Consider the following 17,959-nt stretch of genomic DNA (forward strand, 5'->3'; position numbering starts at 1 on the left):
AGTCCTCCCGCCCGACGCCACACCACGCCAAAACTCAACCTGTGGATGAACTCGCCACTGTGGACAACTAGACACCGAAAAGCGCGATGCCCAACCACAGTCCGAACACGGCGACAACCAAAGTGACCGGGGTGACGAGAAATCCGACACGGCTGAACTCACCGAAACCCACAGAGACGTCTCGACGGACGACGCTGCGCCACAGCAGGTTCGCCAGCGACCCGACATAGGTCAGGTTCGGGCCGATGTTGACGCCGATCAACATCGCCAGGATCGCCGCCGGTCCCGATGGAGTGACCAGCGGCAGCAGCACCAACACCGCAGGCAGGTTGTTGACGACGTTTGACAACACGGCCGCGACAGCGGCTATCGCGAGCAGCGCTGGCAACGCAGCTCCATCCGGCAGCACGCCGCGCATCGCCGATTCCAGGCCGTGCAGCATGAGCCCGTTGACGACCACACCGAGACACAGCACGAACACCAAGAACGGCACATCGGCGGCCGCCGCAATCCGCCCAACGGTCGTCTTCCGCTGTATCAACGCCCGCACTCCCAGCAGCACAACACCCGCCAACGCTGCCCACGCGGGCGAGAAGCCCAACATCGACACCACGCCGAAGCCCACCAGCGTCAGCGTGAGCACCGCCAACACGAACACCGGCACCTCCACCGGCTCCGAAGCCGGCTCCGAACGAGGCTCGACACCGAGATCCTTCACGAAAAGCCAACGCAGCAACACGAATTCGACACCGATCGCCAGCACCCACGGCGGCACCATGACCGCGGTGAAATGAGCGAACGACAACCCCGCCGCCGAAAACGCCAGCAGATTCGTAAGATTCGACACCGGCAACAGCAGCGACGCGGTGTTGGCCAGGTGCGCGGTGGCGAATGCGTGCGGTCTGGCCGGCACCCGTAGCGCGCGCGTCGTCGCGAGCACCACCGGCGTCAACAGCACGACGGTCGCGTCGAGGCTCAACACCGCTGTCGTGACGGCCGCGATGACAAACACCTTGCCCAGCAGCCTCAGGGTGCTGCCGTCCGCCGACCGCGCCATCGCCGCGCCTGCCGCGGCGAACAGGCCCTCGTCGTCACACAGCTTCGCCAACACCAGCACCGCCGCCAAAAAGCCGACGACCGGCAGCAACGATTGCACTTCATGCACGGCGCTTTGCAGCGGCACCACGCCCGCGGCGATCAGCAACAAGGCGGCGGGCAATGCGACGGCGGCTTCGGGCCAACCCCGCGGCTTGACCATCGCGAACACCAGCACGACGGCCAGCGCCACCAGCGCCAGCGTCAGCGCCACGGGTCGGCGCGCTGCCAGAGTGTCGGCAAATGCAGAGGGATACCGTCGTCGCGCGCCAGCGCGCCGAGCACTCGCATCGACACGTCGAGATCATCGGCGGCATAGGGGATGGCGCGCAACGGCTTCGTCAGCGGCCGAAAGAAATCGTCCCAGTGAATCAGCACAACGCGGCGAGCGCCGACGGCCCGCACCGTTTCAGTCCAGTAGTCGATGATGTATTGCTCCGGTTGCACGCCCAGCTGGCCGATGCCGAGGTACACCACCTCGGCGCGGTAGCCGGACAGGGCACCCGGAACGAAGCCCGCACTCCCGACCACGAGCAGACGCCGGTCAGACGGCCCGTGGTGCACCAGCGTCGACCACGCCTCCCCGCACTTGTACGCCGATGCCTTCGCCGGCGGGACGACCGGTGCGGTGATAACGCCCGGAAAGCGGTCAGGCGGACAGTGTTCCGCTTCCACCAGGGTGACTTCGTAAGCGCCCACACTCACGGGGTCACCCGGCGTCACGACCACCACCCGGTCGTCGGAGAGTCCGCCGCCGATGCCGACCTGCGCGGCCGACCTCCCTCCCACCACAACAGCTCCGGTGCGCTGCGCGACCACCGCGGAATCCAGCGCATGGTCGAAATGGGTGTGCACCGGTAGCACGGCTTCGAGCTGGCGCACCCCCAACCGTTCGAGGCTGCCGTCGATCCGCGCCGCCGATGGTGAAATCCGGCCCAGGCCCACACGGCCCAAGCCCGGCCGGGTGAAAAAGCCGTCGGTCATCAAGGCCGACGACCCGTCGTCCACGACCAGCGTCGTGACACCGGCCCAGGTGACCCCCAACGGCGCATCGGGCGCCGCAGTCGGTGCATCGAAATACGTTGCGTAGTTCCGTAGATCGGGTCTGCCCGGTTTGAGTCGCATCAGCTGAACGGCTCCAATTCGACGCCGTCGCTGACCAGTCGGTCGCGGACCGCCGTAGCGATCTGCACGGCACTCGGCGAATCACCGTGTACACAAACGGAGTCGACGGTGATCGGAATCGTCGACCCGTCCACCGCGACAACCCGCCGGGACTGCACCATTGATGCCACCCGCTCGGCGATCTCGGTGGGGTCGTGGAGCACTGCGTTACGCTCGCGGCGCGACACCAACTGCCCGTCGGGCCGGTAGGCGCGGTCGGCGAATGCCTCGGGCACGGTGCGCAACCCGAGCCGCTCCGCTTCGGCGAAGAACACCGAACCCGCCAGTCCCAGCACGGGTAATCCAGGGTCGACCGCGTGCACCGCCTCCGCGACGGCGCGGGCCTGATCGCGATTGCTGACTATCGTGTTGTACAGCGCCCCATGTGGTTTCACATAGGAGACTGCTGATCGGGCGACGTGTGCGAGCGCCTGCAGCGCTCCGATCTGGTAGATCACATCGGCGGCGAGATCGGCGGGCGTGATGTCGATGAACCGCCTGCCGAACCCCGCGAGGTCGCGGTAACCGACCTGGGCACCGATCCGCACGCCCTTGGTCGCCGCCTCTGCGCAACTGTGGCGCAGCGTCGCGGGGTCGCCGGCATGAAATCCGCAGGCGACGTTGGCGCTGGTGACCAGTCCGAGCATTGCGTCGTCGTCACCGAGCCGCCACGCCCCGAAGCTTTCCCCCAGGTCCGCGTTGAGATCGACGGAGACCATTGCGCCAGCCTAGATGGCAGGCTGGACGCGTGGACCCACGACGTCGCGACGAGGTGCTGATCACTGCGAGAGAACTGGCGGCGCTGCTGGCCACCGCAGATCCGGTCAGCGTGCTCGACGTGCGCTGGCAGCTGACCGAGCCGGACGGGCGCGCGGCGTACGAGCAGGGCCACATCCCCGGCGCGGTGTACGTCTCGCTGGAGGATGAACTGAGCGACCACACGGTGAAAGGGCGCGGACGGCACCCTCTGCCGTCGGGCCGCGCCATCGAGGCTGCGGCGCGTCGGTGGGGTATCCGCAAGGGCGCACCCGTCGTCGTGTACGACGACTGGAACCGGGCCGGCTCGGCACGCGCATGGTGGGTGCTCACGGCTGCCGGTATCGCGAACGTGCGCATTCTCGACGGCGGCCTCGCCGCCTGGGTCGAGGCAGGCAGCGCATTAGAGAGCGGCTCGACCACACCGCAGGCCGGCGACATCACCGTGACATACGAGGACCTGTACGCCGGTGCGCTGCCGACGTTGACGGCCGACGAGGCAGCAGCCGCCCAGACCCTTCTCGACGCGCGCGCACCCGAGCGGTTCCGCGGGGAGGTCGAACCAATCGATCCAGTCGCCGGGCACATCCCCGGCGCGCGCAATGTGCCGAGCACTGCGCTGCTGGCCGACGACGGAACGTTCCTGGCAGAGCGGGATCTCGGTCGACTCATCGGCGCGACGGGCGAAGTGGGCGCCTACTGCGGGTCCGGCGTCACCGCGTCGGTGCTCATCGCAGCGTTCGCGACGCTCGGCGTCGACGCGGCCCTCTATCCCGGATCCTGGTCCGAATGGTCGGCAGACAGCACACGAGAAAAATCGCGAACGAAATCGTCGTGACGAACACCGACACCGGCACGCCGGGCGCCAGCGAGAGCACGATGCCACCGACAGCCGAAATCTCCGCAAAAACGACGGACGCGACGACCGTGATGGCGGGCGAGACGAAAACCCGTGCGGCGGCCGCGGCGGGCGTGATCAACAACGACATCACCAACAGCGCTCCGACGACCTGCACTCCCTGTGCGGCCACCACGCCGACCAGCGCGGCGAACACGTTGCCCAGCACCCGGACGGGAACGCCGCGCGCCGCGGCCACCTCAGGGTCGACGGTCGCAAACAGCAGCGGCCGGTAACAGACCGCCAGCACTAGAACCACCACGACCGTGACGGCCGCCAGCAGCGCCAGACCCGAATAGCCGACGCCGACGATCTGACCGGTCAGCAGCGCGAAGCTGGCGCCGGTGCGGCCCGGATACAGGTGGATGAACAGCACCGCCAGACCGAGCCCGAAGGCGAGCACGACGCCGATCGCCGAGTCGCGCTCGCGGACCCGCTGCCCGAGGACACCGAACAGCACGGCCGCCAGCGCGCTGCCCACCAGCGCGCCGAGCCCGACGTTCAACCCCGTCAGCAACGCGAATGCCGCGCCCGTCAAGGACAATTCACTCGACCCATGCACCGCGAACGACATCTGACGCATCACGATGAACGGCCCGATCAAGCCCGCCACAAGGGCCAGCAGTGCACCGGCGATCAGCGCCTGTTGGACGAAGTCGCGGGCCAGCAGGTCGGTGGTGACGCGGAAGTCGAACAGGTGCATCAGCAGGTGGGTGAGTCGGTCATTCATGCGAGTGCCCGCTCGTGTGGCCGGAATGGTCGATGTGTTCGCCGACGACGACGTAGCGGCCGTGGACCTTCACGACCTGGATGTCGGCGCGATAGAGCTCGGACAGCGTGTCGGAGGTCATCACCTCATCGACGGTCCCGATGCGGAACCGCCCGTCGACCAGGTAGAGGATCCGATCCACAAACGGTAGAACGGGATTCACCTCGTGGGTGACAAATAAAACAGCGGTCTGCGCGTCGCGGCGACGCCGGTCGATGAGCGAAGACACCAGGCGCGCATTGGCCGGGTCGAGGTTCAGCAGCGGTTCGTCGCACAGCAGGAGCAACGGATCGCTGGCGAGCGCTTGCGCGACCCGAACCCGTTGCAGCTCACCGCCTGACATGACCCCGACGGGGGTGTCGGCGAGCCGGTCGGCGTTCACCTGACCCAGCGCGGTCGCCACGGCCTCGCGCCGCCGCGTCCGCTCACCGGAGCGCAGGCTCGTGAGCCCCCAGCGATGGCCGTCGAGTCCGAGCCCGACCATGTCCCGGCCCCGCAACGTCAGACCGGGATCGACGGCCCGGTGTTGCGGGACGTATCCGATGAGGCGGCTGCCCGCGGTCACCGGTTGGCCCGCGATCGACAGCGTGCCCGCCGTCAACGGCAACTGGCCCAGCAGAACTTTCAGCAGCGATGTCTTGCCGGTGCCGTTGGGCCCGAGCACCGCAATGAATTCGCCTGCCGCCACCGCGAGGTCGAGGTGCTGCCACAACACCCGGTCTCCGAACGCCAGACAACCCGCTGTGAGGTCGACGACTGGGTCACGCTTTGTTGAATTCACTCGCCAGCTCGTCGACGATGTCACGCTGCCATTTCAGGTAGTCGACACCCTCCGGCAGCGTCTCGGTGACCGTGACCAGCGGCAGCTTTGCCCGCCGCGCGGCGTCGGAGATCTGCTGGGTGGCCGACGACTCGGTCTGCGGATTGACCAACACAACCGACACCTGACGGGTCTTGATCAGATCGAGCATCGCCGCGACGTCGGCCGGCGACGGGTCGTGGCCGTCTTCGACCGCGCTGGCGAAGCCGGGCGGGGTCCGGTCGGCGATACCGGCATTGCGCAGCAGGTAATGGGCGACCGGTTCGGTCGCGACCACCGCCGCGGATGGGTGCGCGGCGCCGATCGCCCGCTGCGAGGCCAAGATGTCGTCGGCCTGACGTCCGAATTCTGTTGCGTGAGAGTGATATTCGTCGGCGTTGGCGGCGTCGAGCTCGGACAGGCGCTTGCCAATTTCCTCTGCGACGGACTTGACGACGGCGACGTCATAGAAGACGTGTTCATTGGCGTCGTCTTTCGCTCCGCGGAGCGGGTAGGCGTCGACCGCATTGATTGCGGGATCGCGCGCCAGCACGTCGTCCATCCAGTGGTCGTAGCCGCCCCCGTTGTACACCACCAGCGACGCGTCGCTGATCGCCGCGACGTCCGCGGGGCTCGCCTCGAACGAGTGCGGGTCGGCGTTCGCGGCGGTCTCGATCGACTTCACCGACGCATGCCGGCCCGCCACAGCGGCGGCCACATTGCCCCACACATTGGTGGTGGCGACGACGTTGAGGTCACCGGAAGCGTGCTCGGATGCTCCCTGGCACGCCGCCACGGTGAGCGCGACCGTCGCCACCGCGGCCGCCAGCCGAACTGCGCCCACCGAACCTCCAAATACAAATGAAAACCGTTTCCATTAACTGTAACGCACCCTGCGGCGCTACGCGAACGGGCAGCCGCGTCGGCTAACGTCACCCCCATGTCCAGGAGCCCCGCGCCACGGCGGCGGGCCACCCTGGCCTCCTTGGCCGCCGAGCTGAAAGTCTCGCGGACCACGATCTCCAACGCCTACAACCGCCCCGACCAATTGTCGGCCGATCTGCGCGAACGGGTGCTGGCGACGGCCAAGCGTCTCGGCTATCCCGGCCCCGACCCCGTGGCCCGCTCGCTGCGCACCCGCAAGGCCGGCGCGGTCGGGTTGGTGATGACCGAACCGCTGACCTATTCGTTCAACGACCCCGCTGCGCTGGACTTCGTCGGCGGCCTGGCGGAGTCGTGCGAGGACGCAGGGCAGGGACTGTTGATCGTCGCGGTGGGGCCGAACCGATCGGTGAGCGACGGCTCGGCCGCGGTGCTGTCGGCGGGTGTCGACGGGTTCGTGGTGTACTCCGCCTCCGACGACGACCCATACCTGCAGGTGGTGTTGCAGCGGCATCTGCCGGTGGTGGTCGTCGACCAGCCCAAGGATGTGCCGGGTGTGTCGCGGGTGTGCATCGACGACCGTGCGGGCATGGCCGAGCTCGCCAAATACGTTATGGAACTTGGTCATCGGGAGATCGGCCTGCTGACCATGCGGCTGGGCCGGGAGCGTCCACCCGGCGACGGCGCGCCTGTGGTGGCGAACCCGGACCGGCTGCAGACACCGCACTTTCACGTGCAGCGCGAACGGATTCACGGCGTCTATGACGCGATGGTGGGCGCGGGGCTGAATCCGCAGTCGCTGACCGTGGTGGAAAGCTATGAGCACCAACCAACTTCGGGCGGAGCGGCTGCCGAAGTGGCGTTGGAGGCTAATCCTCGGATCACGGCGTTGATCTGCACCGCCGACGTGTTGGCGCTCTCTGCGATGGACTATCTGCGCGCCCGCGGAATCTATGTGCCCGGCCAGATGACCGTGACCGGATTCGACGGCGTGCCAGAGGCATTGCGCCGCGGCCTGACCACGGTGAAACAACCGAGCCTGGAGAAGGGTCGACGGGCGGGTGCGCTGCTGTACAACCCGCCGCGGTCCGGGTTGCCGGTGATCGACGTGCTCGAAACCGAGTTGATCCGCGGCCGCACCGCGGGCCCGCCGACGTGACTCAGGCGCTGCGCGCCCGGAGCAGGTAGTCGAGCGCATCGGCCACATCGTCGGGTGATTCGACCCGGTATTCGGCCAGCGAGTCGCCCGCTCCCACTTTGATGCCGACATCGGCCGCGCGCAGCCGACGGAACGCCTTCTCGTCGGTGACGTCGTCGCCGAGGAACACCACAGCCGATGCGCCGTACTGGTCGCGCAGGATGTCGACGGCCTCGCCCTTGTCCGTCGAGACCACTGCGAACTCCAGCACTGCCTTGCCCTCGGTGAGCTGGACGTCCCAGGATTGCGCGGCCGCACGCGCTTCACGCAACGCCGCATCGCCGTCTTCGGCCGCCGCATTGCGCACGTGCAGCGCGACGCTGGCCGGCTTTGTCTCCACCGTCACGCCGGGCCTGTTGGCGGCTACGCTGTTGAGCTCGTTGGTGATTCGCGCCAGCAACGCATCATCGACGGCGTGTGTGAAGCCGGTGTCGAACTCGGCGCCGTGGCTGCCGACCAGATGCACCGCCTGCGGCATCGAGGAGAGCTCGCGCAGCACGGCCAATGCGCGGCCCGAGATCAGCGCGACGTGCGTGGCGGGCAGGTCGGCCAGCGCGGTCAGCGCCTGGGCCGCAGCGGGCAGCGGCCGCGCATCGGCGGGATTGTTGACGATCGGCGCCAACGTGCCGTCGAAGTCGCAGGCGATCAGCAACTGCGGGACCTCGGCGACACCGTCGAGCGCCCGCTGCAGTTCGGCCGGGAGCACGCGTCAGATCTTAGGGTGCTCCCCGTCACCGATCAGCAACCGGACGGCCAGGTCGAGTCGCTTGCTGACGTCCGTCGCCGACGCCCGGCGTGTCAGCCATGCCAATAGGTTGGACAGCCACACATCCGAGATGACCCTGGCGATGTGGTACTGGTCCTCGGTCGGCTCGCCGTCGCTCATCGCCCGCGCAAACATCGAATCCATCAGCTTGCCAACATGATCCACTTCGCCGGCAGCTGAGGCGTCGGCGAAAACGAACGCCCGCGTCATCGCCTCGGTCAGCAGCGGGTTGCGTTGCATGGCGCGGTTCAGCTTGCCGACCATGAGATTGAGCCGCTGATACGGCGTGCCGCCCGCGAGCGACGCGCGGTCGGTCTTGGCGTCGATGCGTTCGAACTCCCGGCCGAGGGCCGACACCAGCAGATGCACCTTCGACGGGAAGTAGCGGTACAGGGTCCCGACGGCGACGTCGGCGCGCTCGGCGACCGCGCGCATCTGCACGGCTTCGTAGCCGCCCTTGGAGGCAATGGCCAGGGTGGCGTCGAGGATCCGCTTACGGCGCTCCCGCTGGGCCTCGGAGCCCAGTTCGGACTCGGCAAGCACAGACACAGGCATCACCTGCGGCGGTCGGGACTCCGACCCCGACGACGGGTTGCTCTGTGCTGGCACAGACGTCTTTGACATCCCTGGCATCCCAGACATCCGGCGGACAGCTCCTTCATCATGCGGTGTCGTAGAAAACGATACGCAAGCCGATCCGTATTTCCTTCACCTCAATACCCGTTCGGCACCGACGTGTCCTGCTGGTACGGCGTTCGACTTGACGCTCGATCGCTGGCACTATTAGAACACGTTCTAGTGGGAAGCACCCCCTTCTCACACGATGGCATAGGAGTCCGAAAATGTCGCAGGCGTCAACGGCCGCCACCGACGAGCAGTTTGCCGCGCGTGAACTGGTTCGTAGCTGGGCGGTGGGGGCAGGCGCCGTCAAGGCCGCCCGCGATATCGAGGCCGGCGAACCCGACGCCTGGCGCGCCCCGTACGCCAGCCTGGCTCAACTAGGGATCTTCGGCGTGGCGCTGCCCGAAGAGTCCGGTGGCGCGGGCGGGGCCGTCGACGACCTGTGCGTGATGGTCGACGAGGCCGGCGCGGTGATGGTGCCGGGACCCATCGCCACCACCGCCATCGCCACGTTGGTGATCCCTAGCGCGAAGGGCGAACTCCTGGAGGCACTGGCGACAGGGGAGCGCACCGCGGGGCTCTCAATCACCGCGGACCTGACGTTCGAGGGCGGCCGGGCTTCCGGCACCGCCGATTACGTGCTGGGCGCTACCGCCGACGGGGTGCTGGTGCTGCCCGCCGGCGAGGAATTCATTCTCGTCGACGCCGCTGCCGACGGCGTGACCGTCGAGCCTCTCACCCCCACCGACTTCTCCCGGCCGCTCGCGCGCGTCACGCTGGCCGACGTCCCGGCCGAAGCGCTGGCCGTTGCGGGACAACGCGTTCGAGACGTCGCGGCGACGGTGTTGGCCGCCGAGGCTGCCGGGCTCGCGCGCTGGGCGCTTCAGACGGCCACCGAATATGCGAAGGTCCGCGAGCAGTTCGGCAAGCCGATCGGCAGCTTCCAGGCTGTCAAGCACATGTGCGCCGAAATGCTGTTGCGTTCAGAGCAGGTCGCGGTGGCCGCTGCGGATGCCGCCAGCGCCGCCAACGGCTCCGACGACGCTCAGCTGTCGATCGCCGCCGCCGTCGCGGCCGCGGCGAGCATCGAGTTCGCCAAGGCCAACACCAAGGACTGCATCCAGGTGCTTGGCGGCATCGGCATCACCTGGGAGCACGACGCTCACCTGTATCTGCGTCGGGCATACGGTATTTCGCAGTTTCTCGGCGGCGCGTCGCGCTGGCTGCGGCGGGTGGCTACTCTGACCCAGAACGACGTTCGGCGCGAACTGCACATCGATCTGGCGTCCGTCGAGCACCTGCAACCGGAGATCGCTGCGGCGGTCGCCGACGTTGCCGCCCAACCCGTGGAGAAGCGTCAGATCGCGCTCGCCGAAGCGGGTCTGCAGGCACCGCACTGGCCGCGCCCCTACGGGCGCGACGCGTCGCCCGCCGAACAATTGCTGATCGACCGCGAGCTGGCGAAGGCGGGTGTCGAACGGCCCGACCTCGTGATCGGCTGGTGGGCGGCGCCGACGATCCTCGAGCACGGCAGCCAGGAGCAGATCGAACGGTTCGTGCCGCCGACGCTGAGCGGCGAGCTCATCTGGTGCCAGCTTTTCAGCGAGCCCGGCGCGGGTTCCGACCTGGCGTCGCTGCGCACGAAAGCCGTTAGGGCAGAAGGCGCGGACGCAAGGAGCAATGGGAATTCCGGTTGGAAGCTCACCGGCCAGAAGGTGTGGACCTCGTCTGCGCACAAGGCGCAATGGGGTGTGTGCCTTGCCCGTACCGATCCCGACGCGCCGAAGCACAAGGGCATCACGTATTTCCTCGTCGACATGAGCTCGCCGGGCATCGAGATCAGGCCGCTGCGCGAGATCACCGGCGACAACCTATTCAACGAGGTGTTCTTCGACGACATGTTCGTCCCCGACGAGATGGTCGTCGGCAAGGTGAACGACGGCTGGCGGCTGGCCCGCACGACGCTGGCCAACGAACGCATCGCGATGGCGGCCGGCACCGCGCTGGGCAATCCGATGGAGGAGCTGTTGCGCACGGTGGCGACGCTCGAGCTGGACCCAGTGGTGTCCGATCAGCTCGGCCGGTTGATCCTTGCCGCGCAAGTCGGTTCGCTGTTGGACCAGCGCATTGCGCAGCTGGCCGTCGGCGGCGGTGACCCGGGCCCGCAGGCCAGCGCCCGCAAGCTGATCGGCGTGCGCTACCGGCAGGCGCTCGCGGAGTTCCGAATGGAGTTGGCCGAAGGCGCGGGTGTCGTCGAGGGCCGCACCGTGCACGACTTCCTCAACACCCGATGCCTGACCATCGCGGGTGGCACGGAGCAGATCCTGCTCACGATGGCCGGCGAACGGCTGCTGGGGCTGCCGCGCTAGGAGAACGTGGTCTGTGCGCAGGCCGTCGGGGTGGTCAGGTTCACCCCGCCGTACACCACCTGAATCTGCGAGCACGCGTAGAACGCCGACTTCGTGTCGGTCCGTCCGTCGTTCCAGTTTATGGGCGTCGACTCGCCGTCGGCCTGGAAGCGTTCGATCGGGCCGCCACCGAAGTAGGTGATCGAGATCTCGACGTCGTTGATCGCCTTGTACATCTTCGACAGCACGTTCTCGTGGTTGGAGCCCTTGACCTCACGCGGGTTCCCCGAGGGCGCGCTGTAGGAGGCTTCCTGCCAGGCGTCGCGGCTGTTGCTGCGCAGCGTGATCGTCTGGCGGGCCCAGGTGTCGCCAGGGAACCCGGTGGGGCCCTCGGGCGTCAGCAGGTTGGCGGTGGTGTTGAAGTAGCACTTGTTCTCGGCCAGCACGCAGTTGGCGGTGGCATGCATCTCGATCTGCGTCGTCGGGTCGACGGGTATCGAGGTGACGGAGGTGTTGGACGCGGCCGTTGCCGTCGCGGGGTGCGTCAGCACGGCGGTCAGCAGTGCCGCCGCACTTGCCGGTGCAAGCCGATTCATGTGTGCTCCCCTCAGTGCGGCGAATGGTAGCCCGGCAGTTATTCGTCGTAGGTGACTTCCACGGAATCCGACCGTGGCTTGGCCTGGCAGCCGAGTATCAGGCCCTCGTCGAGGTCCTGCTGCTCGAGCACGTCGTTGACCTCCATCTCGACGTCGCCGCTCTTCTTCAGCACCGCGCAGGCGCCGCAGTGGCCCTCGCGGCATGAGAACGGCGCGTCGAGTCCCTTGTCGAGCAGCACATCGAGCAGTTTGGCGTTGCGGGGCCAGCGAATCTCGTGCTTCTCGCCGTCGAGCGTGACGATCGCGGTGGCCGGCCCCTGGTCGCTGTCGTCCTCCTCGATGACCACCGCTGCGAACGGATCGGAATCGAGCGACTTGAACACCTCGATATGGACGCGATCGGCAGCGGCGCCCGCACTTTTCATCGCCTCTTCCGCGGCGGCCATGAACGGGCCCGGCCCGCAGATGTAGGCGTCGTGACCGGCATACGGGGCCGCCAGTGCCGACAGCGCGGCCGAGCTGGGCAGACCCTGCACCGATTCCAGCCAATGCACGACCGTCAACCGGTCAGGATATTTGGCCGCAAGCTCGCGCAGTGCGGCGCCGAAGATGACGGCGTTTTCGTCGCGGTTGGCGTAGATCAGCACCACCCGCCCGCTGCCCTCGGCGAGCGCGGACTTGCAGATCGCCATCATCGGGGTGATGCCGCTGCCCGCGGCCAGAAGCAAGAAGTCGGTGTCCAGCGTCTTGGGCACGAAGGTGCCTGAGGGTGCCAGCACATGGATGCGCATGCCGGCGTGGGCGTTGTCGCACAGCCAGTGGCTGGCGTAGCCCCCGTCGGTGCGCTTGACGGTGACGGTCAGTGGGTCACCGGTGTGCGGTGAGCTGCACAGCGAATAGCAGCGGGCGACCGAGCCCGTCCGGTCGCTGGGCACCCGCAGCGTCAGGAACTGTCCCGGCTGGTAGGCCAACCGCTCGGCCGGGATATCGACACCGTCGGGGACGGTGAACACGATCGAGCGGGCGTCGTCGGTCTCCTCGACGACCTCGGCCACCTGCAGTTCGAGCACGTGGCTGCCGAGCGGCTCGTCCGTCACGCGTTGCCCTTCCTCATCCGGCTTGGAGGCCGTCCCTGCCCCCATAACTAGAACAGGTTACAGAAATGCATGTCTGCAGGTCCAGCTCCCGCAGGAATGCGCTGCTCGACACAAATCGTAACGTGTTCTAATCTTTGTTGAAGTCCGATCTTCTGTTGGAGGCAAGCCAGTGACGTCCATTGAACAGCGTGACGTGCAGTCGGTCCTAGCCGGCATCGACGATTTGTTGCCGCTGATCGCCAAGCGGGCACAGGCAACGGAAGACCTTCGACGGCTGCCCGACGAGACGGTCAACGAACTCAACGAGGTGGGCTTCTTCAAACTCCTTCAGCCCAAGCAGTGGGGCGGCCTGGAGTGCGACCCGACCTTGTTCTACGAAGCGGTGCGTCGCATTGCCACGGCGTGCGGGTCGACCGGCTGGGTCAGCTCGATCGTCGGCGTGCACAACTGGCATCTCGCCCTGTTCGACCAGCAGGCGCAGGAAGAGGTTTGGGGCAACGATCCGAGCGTGCGCGTGTCCTCGTCGTACGCGCCGATGGGGGCCGGACACGTGGTCGACGGCGGCTACCTGGTCAGCGGTTCGTGGAACTGGTCGTCGGGCTGTGATCACGCGACGTGGACATTCGTGGGCGGCCCGGTCATCAAGGACGGGAAGCCCGTCGACTTCGGCAGTTTCCTGATCCCGCGCAGCGAATACCGGATCGACGATGTGTGGCACGTCGTCGGGCTGCGCGGCACGGGCAGCAACACGCTGGTGGTCAAGGACGTCTTCGTGCCCCGGCACCGGTTCCTGTCCTACAAGGCAATGAACGACCGCACCGCCGGTGGGTTGACCACCAACACTGCGCCGGTCTACAAGATGCCCTGGGGCACCGTGCATCCCACCACGATCTCGGCACCGATCGTCGGCATGGCCTACGGCGCATATGACGCCCACGTCGAGCACCAGGGCAAGCGGGTGCGCGCCGCGTTCGCCGGGGAGAAGGCCAAGGACGACCCGTTCGCCAAGGTGCGCATCGCCGAAGCGGCCAGCGACATCGACGCCGCATGGCGTCAGCTCATCGGCAACGTCGGCGACGAGTACGCATTGCTGGTGGCGGGCAAGGAGATCCCGTTCGATCTGCGGGCCCGCGCACGCCGCGACCAGGTGCGCGCCACCGGTCGCGCCATCGCCTCGATCGACAGGTTGTTCGAGGCGTCGGGTGCCACCGCGCTGAACAATGACGCTCCGGTGCAACGGTTCTGGCGTGACGCCCACGCCGGCCGGGTGCACGCGGCCAACGATCCCGAGCGGGCCTACCTGATCTTCGGCAACAACGAATTCGGGCTGCCGCCCCAGGACACGATGGTTTAACGGAAGACCTGATGACGTCCTACATCCAGGAAACCGAGCAGCAGGTCGAGGTCACGTTCGAGTCGACGTCGCGATTTGCCCAGGTTCGCGATGACATGCGGTTGCACTATCACGAAGCCGGCGTTGGTCATTCGCAGACGATCGTGCTGCTGCACGGCGGCGGCCCCGGCGCGTCGAGCTGGTCGAACTTCGGCCGCAACATCGCGGTGCTCGCCCAGCACTTCCATGTCATTGCAGTCGACCAGCCCGGCTACGGGCATTCCGACAAGCACACCGAACACGAACAGTACAACCGCTACAGCGCCACTGCCGTGCTCAACTTGTTCGACCATCTGAAGATCGAACGCGCTGCGCTGGTGGGCAATTCGCTGGGCGGCGGCACCGCGGTGCGGTTCGCGCTCGACAACCCGGACCGCGCCGGCCGGCTGGTGCTGATGGGCCCGGGCGGTCTGTCGGTGAACCTATTCGCGCCCGACCCGACGGAGGGCGTCAAGCTGCTCGGCAAGTTCACCGCCGAGCCCACCCGCGAGAACATGGAGAAGTTCTTGCGGATCATGGTGTACGACCAGAAGCTCATCACGCCCGAACTCATCGACGAGCGGTTCGCGATCGCCAGCCAGCCGGACTCCCTGGCTGCCGCACGAGCCATGGGCAAGTCGTTCGCGGGCTCCGACTTCGAGCTCGGCATGATGTGGCGCGAGGTGTACAAGCTGCGGCAGCGCGTGCTGCTCATCTGGGGCCGAGAGGACCGCGTCAACCCGCTCGACGGGGCGCTGGTGGCTCTCAAGCAGATTCCGCGCGTGCAGTTGCACGTCTTCGGGCAGTGCGGACACTGGGCGCAGCTGGAGAAGTTCGACGAGTTCAACAAGCTCACCATCGATTTCCTCGGGGGTGGATCGTGACCATCAAATCCCTTGGCTACCTGCGCATCGAGGCCACCGACGTCGCGGCGTGGCGCGAGTACGGTCTCAAGGTCCTCGGCATGGTCGAGGGGTCCGGTGCCACCGAGGGGGCGCTCTACCTCCGGATGGACGAGTTTCCCGCCCGCCTGGTGATCATTCCGGGTGAGAAGGACCGGCTGCTCCAATCCGGCTGGGAGACAGCCAACGCCGCCGCGTTGCAGGAGATCCGCAACCGCCTCGATGTCGAGGGCACGCCCTATAAGGAGGCCACCGCCGCCGAGCTGGCAGAGCGCCGCGTCGACGAGATGATCACGTTCGACGACCCGTCGGGCAACACCCTCGAGGTGTTCCACGGCGTGGCCCTCGAGCACCGCCGCCTCGTCAGCCCGTACGGGCACAAGTTCGTTACCGAAGAGCAGGGCCTCGGCCACGTCGTGCTAACGACGAAGGACGACGCCGAGTCGCTGCACTTCTACCGCGACGTGCTGGGCTTCTACCTGCGCGACTCGATGCGGCTGCCACCACAACTCGTGGGTAGGCCCGCCGACGGTCCGCCCGCGTGGCTGCGGTTCTTCGGCGTCAACCCGCGCCATCACAGCCTGGCCTTCATGCCGGGTGAGACGCCAAGCGGCATAGTGCATCTGATGGTCGAAGTGGGTAACTCCGACGACGTCGGCCTGTGCCTGGACCGTGCACTTCGGCGCAAGGTGCCGATGTCGGCGACACTGGGTCGCCACGTCAACGACAAGATGCTGTCGTTCTACATGAAGACGCCCGGCGGCTTCGACGTCGAATTCGGTTGCGAGGGCTTGCAGGTCAATGACCACGATTGGGTTGCGCGGGAAAGCACCGCCGTCAGCCTGTGGGGGCACGACTTCAGCATCGGCTTCAAGTAAGCAGTGACGAGCGCTTGCGCGAGGAACCATAGATGAAGACGAGCGCTTGCGCGAGGAACCATAGATGATGTCGAGTGCATCGATAGATCCGCGCACATTTCGAAATGTGCTGGGGCAGTTCTGCACCGGCATCACGGTGATCACCACCATGCATGACGATGTGCCGGTCGGTTTTGCCTGTCAGTCGTTCGCCGCCCTGTCGCTGGAACCGCCACTGGTGCTGTTTTGCCCCACCAAGGTGTCGCGATCCTGGAAGGCCATCGAAGCCACCGGGAAGTTCTGCGTGAACGTGCTGCACGAGAAGCAAAAAGATGTCTCGGCGCGGTTCGGATCACGCGAACCCGACAAATTCGCCGGGATCGATTGGAGCCCATCGCAACTCGGCTCGCCGGTCATCAAGGGCACGCTGGCGCACATCGACTGCACGGTGCACTCGGTGCACGACGGCGGCGACCATCTGGTGGTGTTCGGCGCCGTGCACTCGTTGACCGACGTCCCGCACAAGAAGCCGCGGCCGCTGCTGTTCTACAAAGGCCAGTACACCGGAATCGAACCGGACAAGAACACGCCCGCGCACTGGCGCGACGACCTCGAGGCGTTCCTCACCGCCACCACCGACGACACCTGGCTCTAGCGCTCGATGAACGCGACGATGGCTTTGGCTACCTCACGATGCATGGTGTCGTTGAGGATATCGTGATGCCCGCCGGGAAAAGCCTTGAGCTGCAACGGTTCTATCTGCTCTGCATAGGCCTGCACGGCGCCGATGGACGCGATCAGGTCGGCAGCGCCGTGCACCGCCAGCGTCGGCACCGACAGATGCGGCAGGTCGTTTCCAAAGCGGTCCCACGCCGTATCGAGCGCACGCGCCAGCGGCGCGCTGTCAGCATCGACGAACGCTAAGGGGTCGTTCTCCAGAGAATCAAGGTAGAACGGATCGTCGGAGAGCCAGCGCGGGTCAAGGTCGAATGAGGCGTCGGGGTTCAGCATGTCCTGGATCGGCACAAGCGGTGCGCCGGAAATGACGCCCGCGCGGTAGCGGTCGGGCTGGTCGAGCAGGCGCGTCAACGTCACCACCGCACCGAAAGAGTGACCCTGTGCGATCACGGGCAGGCCGGGACTGTGCTCCTCGGCCAACTCGGTCAACCTGTCGGCGAGCTCCGAGCTGTCGGCGATCGACCCGAAGTCGCCGCGCGGTCCGGGACTGAGGCCATGGCCGAACTGGTCGACGGCCCACAGATCGATACCGGCCGCATTGAGCGTGAAGCCGTAGCGGTGATAGATGCCGGTGTGCTCACCGAACCCGTGCAGAAAGACGACAGCGGCGCGTGGGTCTTCTGCCGGCCAGTGGCGATAGTAGGCCCGCCCCTTGGGGTGGTCGAAGAACGGCATGCGCCGAGTCTAGCGAGGGCCGAGAAGGCCGCTGGGCGAACGGAAACCAGGCGATTTCTGCCACGTGTCCACCATTTTCTGCCACCGGAATTAATTGGTTGACCTGCCTGTTCAACAAGTCAGCAGGAACAGAAAGAAGGCAGGAAAATGAAGAAGTTCTCCGTTGCCACAGTAATCGCAAGCGGCCTGGCCGCCGCGATGCTCGGGTTGGCCGGTCCTGCGCAGGCAGGCGTGGACCACCTCGACTGGCTCAACGACATTCACTACCACGCGACCGTCCCGCACGTCGACACCAGCGTGCAGCAGAGCCGCTGACCGGTCGGACAACCAACCGAAGGAGCACCCGAGAGGGTGCTCCTTTTGTTTGAATGGGCGCCATGAGCGAGCCGGGGCCGATAACGACTGGACTCAAGCGCGTTGTGATCA

Annotated in this window: 19 protein-coding genes; 8 read left to right on the forward strand and 11 right to left on the reverse strand. The window is 66.7% G+C overall.

Annotated features, from left to right (window positions below; genetic code table 11):
- Window positions 1-67: 67 nt before the first annotated feature.
- The 3 genes from A5651_RS02085 to A5651_RS02095 are packed head-to-tail and all read right to left on the reverse strand — an operon-like array spanning window position 68 to window position 2,978.
- Window positions 68-1,309: an SLC13 family permease gene (locus A5651_RS02085; RefSeq protein WP_066975058.1), complete on the reverse strand. Its 1,242-nt coding sequence runs from the start codon at window positions 1,307-1,309 to the stop codon at window positions 68-70.
- Window positions 1,300-2,220, reverse strand: coding sequence for an MBL fold metallo-hydrolase (locus A5651_RS02090; RefSeq protein WP_066975060.1), 921 nt, complete (start codon window positions 2,218-2,220; stop codon window positions 1,300-1,302). The genes A5651_RS02085 and A5651_RS02090 overlap by 10 nt, the downstream gene beginning before the upstream one ends.
- Window positions 2,220-2,978 (reverse strand): LamB/YcsF family protein, encoded by a 759-nt coding sequence (locus A5651_RS02095; RefSeq protein WP_066975061.1) that lies wholly within the window; start codon window positions 2,976-2,978, stop codon window positions 2,220-2,222. Before A5651_RS02095 ends, A5651_RS02090 begins: the two co-directional genes overlap by 1 nt.
- Window positions 2,979-3,007: 29 nt before the next feature.
- Between A5651_RS02095 and A5651_RS02100 the strand changes: the two genes are divergently transcribed.
- Window positions 3,008-3,853 carry a sulfurtransferase gene (locus A5651_RS02100; protein WP_066975063.1) on the forward strand — a complete coding sequence of 282 codons (846 nt, stop codon included), beginning with the start codon at window positions 3,008-3,010 and terminating at the stop codon, window positions 3,851-3,853.
- Here the strand turns inward: A5651_RS02100 and A5651_RS02105 are convergent.
- Genes A5651_RS02105 through A5651_RS02115 form a run of 3 tightly spaced genes read right to left on the reverse strand, consistent with a single transcriptional unit; the run spans window position 3,744 to window position 6,325 of the window.
- Window positions 3,744-4,643, reverse strand: coding sequence for a metal ABC transporter permease (locus A5651_RS02105; RefSeq protein ID WP_066975064.1), 900 nt, complete (start codon window positions 4,641-4,643; stop codon window positions 3,744-3,746). The two genes, A5651_RS02100 and A5651_RS02105, sit on opposite strands and share 110 nt — an antisense overlap.
- Window positions 4,636-5,463, reverse strand: a complete 828-nt coding sequence (locus A5651_RS02110; protein ID WP_066975066.1) for a metal ABC transporter ATP-binding protein — start codon at window positions 5,461-5,463, stop codon at window positions 4,636-4,638. Before A5651_RS02110 ends, A5651_RS02105 begins: the two co-directional genes overlap by 8 nt.
- The gene (locus tag A5651_RS02115; protein WP_066975068.1) at window positions 5,444-6,325 is read right to left on the reverse strand and encodes a metal ABC transporter solute-binding protein, Zn/Mn family; all 882 of its coding nucleotides are present in this window, start codon (window positions 6,323-6,325) and stop codon (window positions 5,444-5,446) included. The genes A5651_RS02110 and A5651_RS02115 overlap by 20 nt, the downstream gene beginning before the upstream one ends.
- 96 nt (window positions 6,326-6,421) lie before the next feature.
- On the opposite strand from A5651_RS02115, the gene A5651_RS02120 reads away from it, so the two are divergent.
- Window positions 6,422-7,522, forward strand: coding sequence for a LacI family DNA-binding transcriptional regulator (locus tag A5651_RS02120; protein ID WP_066975070.1), 1,101 nt, complete (start codon window positions 6,422-6,424; stop codon window positions 7,520-7,522).
- 1 nt (window position 7,523) lies between these two features.
- Here A5651_RS02120 and otsB read toward each other — a convergent pair whose 3' ends face one another.
- Together otsB and kstR are read right to left on the reverse strand one after the other, a co-directional pair.
- The gene (otsB, locus tag A5651_RS02125; RefSeq protein ID WP_066975072.1) at window positions 7,524-8,267 is read right to left on the reverse strand and encodes a trehalose-phosphatase; all 744 of its coding nucleotides are present in this window, start codon (window positions 8,265-8,267) and stop codon (window positions 7,524-7,526) included.
- A gap of 3 nt (window positions 8,268-8,270) precedes the next feature.
- Complete coding sequence (gene kstR, locus A5651_RS02130) at window positions 8,271-8,876, reverse strand: cholesterol catabolism transcriptional regulator KstR (protein ID WP_197496506.1); 606 nt, start codon at window positions 8,874-8,876, stop codon at window positions 8,271-8,273.
- 293 nt (window positions 8,877-9,169) lie between these two features.
- On the opposite strand from kstR, the gene A5651_RS02135 reads away from it, so the two are divergent.
- Window positions 9,170-11,317 carry an acyl-CoA dehydrogenase gene (locus A5651_RS02135; protein ID WP_066975076.1) on the forward strand — a complete coding sequence of 716 codons (2,148 nt, stop codon included), beginning with the start codon at window positions 9,170-9,172 and terminating at the stop codon, window positions 11,315-11,317.
- On the opposite strand, the gene A5651_RS02140 is transcribed toward A5651_RS02135, so the two are convergent.
- Together A5651_RS02140 and A5651_RS02145 are read right to left on the reverse strand one after the other, a co-directional pair.
- Window positions 11,314-11,892, reverse strand: coding sequence for a hypothetical protein (locus tag A5651_RS02140; RefSeq protein WP_066975078.1), 579 nt, complete (start codon window positions 11,890-11,892; stop codon window positions 11,314-11,316). The two genes, A5651_RS02135 and A5651_RS02140, sit on opposite strands and share 4 nt — an antisense overlap.
- Window positions 11,893-11,930: 38 nt before the next feature.
- Window positions 11,931-12,989: a ferredoxin--NADP reductase gene (locus A5651_RS02145; RefSeq protein ID WP_082943540.1), complete on the reverse strand. Its 1,059-nt coding sequence runs from the start codon at window positions 12,987-12,989 to the stop codon at window positions 11,931-11,933.
- A gap of 169 nt (window positions 12,990-13,158) precedes the next feature.
- On the opposite strand from A5651_RS02145, the gene hsaA reads away from it, so the two are divergent.
- The 4 genes from hsaA (at window position 13,159) to hsaB (ending at window position 16,775) form a co-directional block, all read left to right on the forward strand.
- The gene (gene hsaA, locus A5651_RS02150; RefSeq protein WP_066975082.1) at window positions 13,159-14,343 is read left to right on the forward strand and encodes a 3-hydroxy-9,10-secoandrosta-1,3,5(10)-triene-9,17-dione monooxygenase oxygenase subunit; all 1,185 of its coding nucleotides are present in this window, start codon (window positions 13,159-13,161) and stop codon (window positions 14,341-14,343) included.
- A gap of 11 nt (window positions 14,344-14,354) precedes the next feature.
- Window positions 14,355-15,245 carry a 4,5:9,10-diseco-3-hydroxy-5,9,17-trioxoandrosta-1(10),2-diene-4-oate hydrolase gene (gene hsaD / locus A5651_RS02155; protein ID WP_066975084.1) on the forward strand — a complete coding sequence of 297 codons (891 nt, stop codon included), beginning with the start codon at window positions 14,355-14,357 and terminating at the stop codon, window positions 15,243-15,245.
- Window positions 15,242-16,141 carry an iron-dependent extradiol dioxygenase HsaC gene (gene hsaC, locus A5651_RS02160; protein WP_066975086.1) on the forward strand — a complete coding sequence of 300 codons (900 nt, stop codon included), beginning with the start codon at window positions 15,242-15,244 and terminating at the stop codon, window positions 16,139-16,141. Before hsaD ends, hsaC begins: the two co-directional genes overlap by 4 nt.
- A 67-nt stretch (window positions 16,142-16,208) precedes the next feature.
- On the forward strand, window positions 16,209-16,775 hold the full coding sequence (hsaB, locus tag A5651_RS02165) for a 3-hydroxy-9,10-secoandrosta-1,3,5(10)-triene-9,17-dione monooxygenase reductase subunit (RefSeq protein WP_066975101.1): 567 nt from the start codon (window positions 16,209-16,211) through the stop codon (window positions 16,773-16,775).
- On the opposite strand, the gene A5651_RS02170 is transcribed toward hsaB, so the two are convergent.
- On the reverse strand, window positions 16,772-17,533 hold the full coding sequence (locus A5651_RS02170; RefSeq protein ID WP_066975088.1) for an alpha/beta fold hydrolase: 762 nt from the start codon (window positions 17,531-17,533) through the stop codon (window positions 16,772-16,774). The genes hsaB and A5651_RS02170 overlap by 4 nt on opposite strands.
- A gap of 147 nt (window positions 17,534-17,680) precedes the next feature.
- Here A5651_RS02170 and A5651_RS25620 point away from each other — a divergent pair, with 147 nt between their 5' ends.
- Window positions 17,681-17,848, forward strand: coding sequence for a hypothetical protein (locus tag A5651_RS25620; protein ID WP_197496507.1), 168 nt, complete (start codon window positions 17,681-17,683; stop codon window positions 17,846-17,848).
- The last annotated feature ends 111 nt before the right edge of the window (window positions 17,849-17,959 follow it).

It is taken from the genome of Mycobacterium sp. 1274761.0 (assembly GCF_001668615.1).
In the GTDB taxonomy this organism is placed as follows: Bacteria; Actinomycetota; Actinomycetes; order Mycobacteriales; family Mycobacteriaceae; genus Mycobacterium.

Coding starts and splice junctions, on each gene's coding strand:
- A5651_RS02090 (WP_066975060.1), bottom strand. CDS start 2,220: ATGCGACTCAAACCGGGCAGACCCGATCTACGGAACTACGCAACGTAT.
- A5651_RS02095 (WP_066975061.1), bottom strand. CDS start 2,978: ATGGTCTCCGTCGATCTCAACGCGGACCTGGGGGAAAGCTTCGGGGCG.
- A5651_RS25620 (WP_197496507.1), top strand. CDS start 17,681: ATGAAGAAGTTCTCCGTTGCCACAGTAATCGCAAGCGGCCTGGCCGCC.
- hsaB (WP_066975101.1), top strand. CDS start 16,209: ATGTCGAGTGCATCGATAGATCCGCGCACATTTCGAAATGTGCTGGGG.
- hsaD (WP_066975084.1), top strand. CDS start 14,355: ATGACGTCCTACATCCAGGAAACCGAGCAGCAGGTCGAGGTCACGTTC.
- A5651_RS02135 (WP_066975076.1), top strand. CDS start 9,170: ATGTCGCAGGCGTCAACGGCCGCCACCGACGAGCAGTTTGCCGCGCGT.
- A5651_RS02105 (WP_066975064.1), bottom strand. CDS start 4,643: ATGAATGACCGACTCACCCACCTGCTGATGCACCTGTTCGACTTCCGC.
- A5651_RS02170 (WP_066975088.1), bottom strand. CDS start 17,533: ATGCCGTTCTTCGACCACCCCAAGGGGCGGGCCTACTATCGCCACTGG.
- A5651_RS02140 (WP_066975078.1), bottom strand. CDS start 11,892: ATGAATCGGCTTGCACCGGCAAGTGCGGCGGCACTGCTGACCGCCGTG.
- A5651_RS02120 (WP_066975070.1), top strand. CDS start 6,422: ATGTCCAGGAGCCCCGCGCCACGGCGGCGGGCCACCCTGGCCTCCTTG.